Source organism: Streptomyces sp. NPDC058534 (assembly GCF_042717365.1).
GTDB lineage: Bacteria > Actinomycetota > Actinomycetes > Streptomycetales > Streptomycetaceae > Streptomyces.
This window is the reverse complement of record NZ_JBHXNW010000112.1, coordinates 14,956-21,509: the sequence shown is the minus strand read 5'-3', so window position 1 is coordinate 21,509 and position 6,554 is coordinate 14,956. Positions and strand designations below refer to the sequence as shown.

At 70.8% G+C, this 6,554-nt stretch carries 7 protein-coding genes; 1 reads left to right on the top strand and 6 read right to left on the bottom strand.

All coding sequences use genetic code 11. The features are described from left to right. Positions 1-56: 56 nt before the first annotated feature. The 6 genes from purM to ACFWR9_RS39650 all read right to left on the bottom strand — a co-directional run bounded on the left by purM (position 57) and on the right by ACFWR9_RS39650 (position 5,812). Positions 57-1,136 carry a phosphoribosylformylglycinamidine cyclo-ligase gene (purM, locus tag ACFWR9_RS39675; protein ID WP_383851652.1) on the bottom strand — a complete coding sequence of 360 codons (1,080 nt, stop codon included), beginning with the start codon at positions 1,134-1,136 and terminating at the stop codon, positions 57-59. Positions 1,137-1,193: 57 nt separating this feature from the next. Then, positions 1,194-2,720 carry an amidophosphoribosyltransferase gene (gene purF / locus ACFWR9_RS39670; protein ID WP_383851649.1) on the bottom strand — a complete coding sequence of 509 codons (1,527 nt, stop codon included), beginning with the start codon at positions 2,718-2,720 and terminating at the stop codon, positions 1,194-1,196. A 62-nt stretch (positions 2,721-2,782) separates the two neighbouring features. Further along, entirely contained in the window at positions 2,783-3,571 is a 789-nt protein-coding gene (locus tag ACFWR9_RS39665; RefSeq protein WP_383851646.1) for an META domain-containing protein, read from the bottom strand. A 61-nt stretch (positions 3,572-3,632) separates the two neighbouring features. Continuing rightward, positions 3,633-4,430, bottom strand: coding sequence for a sterol carrier family protein (locus ACFWR9_RS39660; RefSeq protein WP_383851643.1), 798 nt, complete (start codon positions 4,428-4,430; stop codon positions 3,633-3,635). 10 nt (positions 4,431-4,440) lie between these two features. Further along, on the bottom strand, positions 4,441-5,277 hold the full coding sequence (locus tag ACFWR9_RS39655; RefSeq protein WP_383851640.1) for a M23 family metallopeptidase: 837 nt from the start codon (positions 5,275-5,277) through the stop codon (positions 4,441-4,443). 28 nt (positions 5,278-5,305) lie between these two features. Next, positions 5,306-5,812 carry an ArsR/SmtB family transcription factor gene (locus ACFWR9_RS39650; RefSeq protein WP_383851637.1) on the bottom strand — a complete coding sequence of 169 codons (507 nt, stop codon included), beginning with the start codon at positions 5,810-5,812 and terminating at the stop codon, positions 5,306-5,308. Between the two features lie 126 nt (positions 5,813-5,938). Between ACFWR9_RS39650 and ACFWR9_RS39645 the strand changes: the two genes are divergently transcribed. Then, positions 5,939-6,523: a Uma2 family endonuclease gene (locus ACFWR9_RS39645; RefSeq protein WP_383851634.1), complete on the top strand. Its 585-nt coding sequence runs from the start codon at positions 5,939-5,941 to the stop codon at positions 6,521-6,523. The last annotated feature ends 31 nt before the right edge of the window (positions 6,524-6,554 follow it).

Below are 6,554 nucleotides of genomic sequence, written 5' to 3'. Positions count from 1 at the left end.
GCCCCGGACCCCGCTCCTCAATCTCCCCGGGAGGGTGGACCCCCAGCGGGGCTGGATTACGCGTAGTCGCCGACCAGTGCCGCGCCCGTCTCGTGGTCCGTGCGGTCGGTGATCTCGCCGGCCACCCAGGCGTCCACGCCGCGGTCGGCCAGGGTCGCCAGGGCCACGTCCGTCGATTCCTCGGGCACGATCGCGATCATGCCCACGCCCATGTTCAGGGTCTTCTCCAGCTCCAGGCGCTCGACCCGGCCGGTGCGGCCGACGAGGTCGAAGATCGCGCCCGGGGTCCAGGTGGAGCGGTCGACGACGGCGTGCAGTCCGTCGGGGATCACGCGGGCCAGGTTGGCCGCGAGGCCGCCGCCGGTGACGTGGCTGAAGGCGTGGACCTCGGTGGTGCGCAGGAGGGCCAGGCAGTCCAGGGAGTAGATCTTGGTCGGCTCCAGCAGCTCCTCGCCGAGGGTACGGCCCAACCCGTCCAGGTGGGCGTCGAGCGCCAGGCCGCCCTCGTTCAGCAGGACGTGACGGACGAGCGAGTACCCGTTCGAGTGAAGCCCGGAGGACGCCATGGCGATCACCGCGTCACCCGTACGGATGCGATCCGGGCCGAGCAGCCGGTCGGCCTCCACTACGCCGGTACCGGCGCCGGCGACGTCGAAGTCGTCCTCGCCGAGCAGGCCGGGGTGCTCGGCGGTCTCGCCGCCCACCAGGGCGCAGCCGGCCAGTACACACCCTTCGGCGATGCCCTTGACGATCGCGGCGACGCGCTCGGGGTGGACCTTGCCGACGCAGATGTAGTCGGTCATGAAGAGCGGCTCGGCGCCGCACACCACGATGTCGTCCATGACCATGGCGACCAGGTCGTGGCCGATGCTGTCGTAGACGCCCAGCTGCCGGGCGATGTCGACCTTGGTGCCGACGCCGTCGGTGGCGGAGGCGAGCAGGGGGCGCTCGTAGTTCTTGAGGGCGGAGGCGTCGAAGAGGCCGGCGAAGCCGCCGATGCCGCCGAGGACCTCGGGGCGGCGGGTCTTCTTCACCCACTCCTTCATCAGTTCGACGGCGCGGTCGCCCGCCTCGATGTCGACACCTGCTGTTTTGTAGGAGGCCGCTGCGTTGCCGGCACCGGTTGTGTCAGGCATGACGATGAGAACCTTCGTGTCGTACGGCAGGTATGGCGGACGGAGAGCGACGGACGGCTACGGGCGACGGATGGCGTCGGCGGCGGCCGTACCGGCGGGCCCGGCGGCCAGCTCGGTCTCCAGGAGCTGCTTGCCGAGCAGCTCGGGGTCGGGGAGCTCCATCGGGTATTCGCCGTCGAAGCAGGCGCGGCACAGGTTCGGCTTGGCGATGGTGGTCGCCTCGATCATGCCGTCGATGGAGATGTAGGAGAGGGAGTCGGCGCCCATGGACGTGCCGATCTCCTCGACGCTCATGCCGTTGGCGATGAGCTCGGCGCGGGTGGCGAAGTCGATGCCGAAGAAGCAGGGCCACTTCACGGGCGGGGACGAGATCCGGATGTGGACCTCGGCGGCGCCGGCCTCGCGGAGCATGCGGACCAGGGCCCGCTGGGTGTTGCCGCGGACGATGGAGTCGTCCACGACGACCAGCCGCTTGCCCTTGATGACTTCCTTCAGGGGGTTCAGCTTCAGGCGGATGCCGAGCTGGCGGATGGTCTGCGAGGGCTGGATGAAGGTGCGGCCGACGTAGGCGTTCTTGACCAGGCCGTTGCCGAAGGGGATGCCGGAGGCCTCGGCGTACCCGATGGCGGCGGGCGTGCCGGACTCCGGGGTCGCTATGACCAGGTCGGCCTCGGCGGGGGCCTCCTTCGCCAGCTTGCGGCCCATCTCGACGCGCGAGAGGTAGACGTTGCGGCCGGCGATGTCGGTGTCCGGGCGGGCCAGGTACACGTATTCGAAGACGCAGCCCTTGGGCTTCGCTTCCGCGAATCGTGAAGTGCGCAGGCCGTTCTCGTCGATGGCGACGAACTCACCCGGCTCGATCTCGCGGACGTAACTGGCGCCGCAGATGTCGAGGGCGGCGGACTCGGAGGCGACCACCCAGCCGCGCTCCAGCCGGCCGAGGACCAGCGGGCGGATGCCCTGCGGGTCACGGGCGGCGTAGAGGGTGTGCTCGTCCATGAAGACGAGGGAGAAGGCGCCGCGCGCCTGGGGCAGCACCTTGCCGGCCGCCTCCTCGATGGTCAGCGGCTTGCCGTCGTCGTCGACCTGGCCCGCGAGCAGGGCCGTGACCAGGTCGGTGTCGTTGGTCGCCGCGACCCGGGTGGAGCGGCCGTCCTGCTTGGGCAGGTCGGCGACCATCTCGGCGAGCTGGGCGGTGTTGACGAGGTTGCCGTTGTGCCCGAGCGCGATGGAACCGTGCGCGGTGGCACGGAACGTCGGCTGGGCGTTCTCCCACACGGAGGCACCGGTGGTCGAGTAGCGGGCGTGACCGACCGCGATGTGACCCTGGAGCGAACCGAGTGAGGTCTCGTCGAAGACCTGGGAGACCAGGCCCATGTCCTTGAAGACGAGGATCTGGGAACCGTTGCTTACCGCGATACCCGCGGATTCCTGGCCTCGATGCTGGAGGGCGTAGAGCCCGAAGTAGGAGAGCTTTGCGACCTCTTCGCCAGGAGCCCAGACACCGAAGACGCCGCATGCGTCCTGGGGGCCCTTCTCGCCTGGAAGCAGATCGTGATTGAGTCGACCGTCACCACGTGGCACGCCACCGAGTGTAGGCGAGATCGACCACTGGTCCGAATTGGGGATATCGGCTCACCAGTGGATCACTGATCGGCCACGGCTCGCACGGTCGTTCCGTCTTCGCTGGTCAGGGTGAGGGTTTCCTGATCGATCCGGTACTCGACCGGACCCTTGAGGAAGCTCAGGATCCGCTTCTCGGCGTCCATGAGTGAGCCTTCGCACATCATTCGGGTCGTGGCAGGGGCGCCGACGGTGATACGGCCGTCGCTGACGGTGGCCTTGGCGTTGAGGTGGTTGCAGGGGAGGCGTCCGGAGACGGTCTTCGCCTCCGGGTCGAAGGTGAGGGTGGCGCGGTTCTGCTCGGCCGGGTCGGTCACGGTCCACTCCGTGCCGTACAGGGACGCGTCCTTCGCCTTGCTGAGCTTGACGGTGTCGCCCTCGGAGGTGGTGAACGTCAGCCGGTCGCCCTCGCTCTCGGTGGTGAGCGGGCCGGCGGTGAGGGCGCGGCCGAGGGACTTCTCGAACTCGACGGGCGTCTTGGCGCAGGCCTTCTCGGTGAACATTTCGTCACTGAGCCGGACCTTTTCGCCCTCGACGTCGGCGCGCGCGCTGAAGGTGTTGCAGCCGGTGCTGCCCTCCGCCTCGCCGGCGTCGTCGATCCGGACCCGTGCCTCGTCCGGTGCCTTGTGGGTGGTTCCGTCGACGGTGACGCTGTCGATGCTCCACTGCACGCCGGTGATGGGCTTTCCGGCGCCTACGGAGGCGCTGCCGTCGTCCGCCTTCTCGCTGCCGCAGGCCGCGGCGAGCGGGACGAGCGCGGCGACGGCCGCCACGGTCAGGGTCTTGCTGCGCTGCTGCTTCTGCCTGTACATGGCGATTCGACGGAGGACTGGAGGATCTGGTTCCCCTCGCTCTCCTCGCGGTCTCGCCCGGTCAGCCGAGCAGGGGCAGCAGCTCACCCAGGTCGGCCCGCTCGCCGCTCGCGCTCAGCTTCCCCTCGGCCACGGCGTCCTTCCAGGTCAGCCGCCCGGTGGCCAGCCGGACCCAGGTCAGCGGGTCGGTCTCGACGACGTTGGGCGGGGTGCCCCGGGTGTGCCGGGGCCCCTCGACGCACTGGACGACGGCGTACGGCGGGATCCGCACCTCGGTCGAGGCGCCGGGCGCCTTCACGGCGAGCGCGTCGGCGAGCAGCCGGGTGGCGGCGGCCAGGGCCTGCCGGTCGCGGGGGATGTCGAGGCCCGGTACGGCGGCGGTGAGGTCGTCGGTGTGCACGATGAGTTCGACGGTGCGGGTGACGACGTAGTCGGCGAGCGGCAGCGCGCCCGCGCTGGTGGGGAGCAGCCGGCTGCCCGGGTGGGTGTCGAGGCGTTCGGTGAAGCGCCACTCGACGTCGGCGAGGTGGGCGTCGAGGTCGGGGTGCTCGGCCGCCAGACGCCGGGCGGTGCCGGCGATGGCGTCCGCGTCGGCGGCGATCGCGAACGGCCAGTCGAGCAGCCGCCCGTCCTGCCGCGCGGGCTCGGGCTCGCCGAGCAGCCGGTCCACGGCGGTCAGCGCCATCCCGATGTGCGCGACCAGCTCCCGCACGGTCCAGTCCCCGAGCCGGGTCGGCAGCGCGAGCTGCTCGGGCGTGAGGGTGCGGACGGCCGCCCGCACGTTCCCGAACTGGGCGAGGACGGCGGCACGGGTGCGGGCGGGGTCGTAGGCGCGGGGGCGTCTTCTGGCCGGGGGCATGGGGGCGAGCCTATGCGGGTGCGCCGGTCGGGGAGGGTGTCTCGAAGATCTCGCCGTTGCGCGGGACGCCGATGCCGCGCCAGGTGAAGGGGATGCCCCGGGCGGTGTCCGGGTCGGGGCCGTCCATCAGCTGGAAGTGGACGTGCGGCTCGGTGGAGTTGCCGGAGTTGCCGCAGCGGCCGAGCACCTGGCCGGCGGTGACCCGGTCGCCCTCGCGGACGGCCGGGGAGCCGCGCTGGACGTGGGCGTACAGGGCGTGGGTGTCGTCGCCGAGGTCGACGACGACGTGGTTGCCGACGATGCGGCGGACGCCGCCCAGCTCACGGACCGAGCCCTCCAGGATCATCAGGTACAGCAGCGCGGGCAGCGAGTTGCGGCTCAGGTGGTCGCGCTGGGTGTCGGAGACCCGGACGACGGTGCCGTCGGCCACCGCGAGCAGCGGGGCGCCGAACGCCGGGAAGTCGCGGTTGCGGCGGGCGAGCGGCCACAGCACGCGGAAGCCGGGGCGGGCGCCGGGCTTCGGCTCGGCGACGAGGTCGATGGCGAAGGTCTGGCCGTAGGCGTGGACGCCGTGGCTCGGGGTGCGGTCGGCCGGGCTGTTCAGCGCGGACCAGCGGCCGGTCACGGGCGGGCCGACCTCGACGGGCTCGCGGGCGGTGCCGGGGGCGTCCGGGGCGCCGCCGCCCCAGCGGTTGATCACAGCGATCAGGACGTACGCCATGGCCAGCAGCAGGAAGTTCCACCACCACGGATACCCGAAGTCGAAAACGATGTGGGCGGCCACCGCGGCGATGAAGCCCAGTTGCAGCACCCGGAACGCCGTCATGGCGAGCTTGCGTGCGGACATGGTTCCCCCTTGATCGCTGTGTTCCCGGTCAGTGCCGGGCTGTCGACAACGCCACCAGCAGCGGTACGACCCGCCCCGGCGGCACCTCGTGGCGGCCCCGGCCGGTGGTGTGCAGCCAGCCGGCGCCGGTGAGCTGGCGCAGGTGGTGGTAGATCTGGCCGGTCGTGCCCACGCCGTCCAGCTCGGCCAGCTCGGCCGCGGTGCGCCGGCCGCCGAGGATCTCGCGCAGCAGCCGCAGCCGTACCGGATGACCGAGCGCGGCGAACACCTCGGCGCTGTCCGCCCAGTCGGCGTCCATCAGGCCGTCGGTGAGCGTGCCGTGCTGCCAGCCGTACTGCTCCCCGGTCGGCAGGCGGACGGCACCCGTGAACAGGACGCCGCCGTCCGCCGCCTCCAGCTCGGCGAGCTGCTCCTTCAGTCCCTCCAGGGCCCAGAAGTCGCCCTCACCCGGGCGGGGAGCCGGCCGGTCCCCGGCCTCCTCCAGTGCCGCCAGCCGCCGTTCGAGATCGGTGACGCGTTGTTCCAGTTGCTCCACTCCTTCGAGATTACGTAACTACGTAATCTCGCGCAAGCATCACTCGTCCGTGCGTCTGACGGCGAAACCCGCTCTGGAGCGCCGCTGCCCCGGAAACACTGGTCCGCGCCTGGAAGGAGGTGCAACATGACGGTTATGGCCGAGCACACGTCTCAGATGTCGGTGGACGAGTTCGAAACAATCGCTTCCGCCGCTCCCGAGACCGTCACGTTGGAGTTCATTGACGGACGGATCGGGACCAAGCCGGTGACAGACGGGGACCACAACAGCATCGTGTCCTGGCTGGCCAAACGCTGTATGCAGACGCGGCCCGACCTGGACCTGTACCAAACACAAGGGCTACGGGTCGACGCCTACCGGCAGAGCAGGGCTCGACCGGACGCCGTGCTCGCGCCCGAGGCCCACTTCGCGGGCCACGGCGAATGGGCCGACCCGGACGGTGCCCTCATGGTCGTCGAGGTCACGTCGTACGACTCTGACACGGACCGGCGCGACCGGCACGAGAAGCCTGCCGCCTACGGGCAGGCGGGGATCCCCGTGTACCTCTTGATCGACCGGGACACCTGCACGGTCACGGTGCACAGCCGCCCGGACCGGCGGGTCGGTGGCTATCGCGACATCCGCCTCACGGACTTCGGCGAGGTGTTGGTCCTCCCCGACCCGGTCGGCATCGAACTCGACACGGAGGTCCTCAAGAACTACGTGCGCTGAGACGACGAGGTCCCGCCCGGAAGCGGGCGGG

Bases quoted from the DNA above. Each gene is read 5' to 3' on its own strand.
- purM (WP_383851652.1), bottom strand. From the start codon at position 1,136: ATGCCTGACACAACCGGTGCCGGCAACGCAGCGGCCTCCTACAAAACA.
- ACFWR9_RS39665 (WP_383851646.1), bottom strand. From the start codon at position 3,571: ATGTACAGGCAGAAGCAGCAGCGCAGCAAGACCCTGACCGTGGCGGCC.
- ACFWR9_RS39660 (WP_383851643.1), bottom strand. From the start codon at position 4,430: ATGCCCCCGGCCAGAAGACGCCCCCGCGCCTACGACCCCGCCCGCACC.
- ACFWR9_RS39655 (WP_383851640.1), bottom strand. From the start codon at position 5,277: ATGTCCGCACGCAAGCTCGCCATGACGGCGTTCCGGGTGCTGCAACTG.
- ACFWR9_RS39645 (WP_383851634.1), top strand. From the start codon at position 5,939: ATGACGGTTATGGCCGAGCACACGTCTCAGATGTCGGTGGACGAGTTC.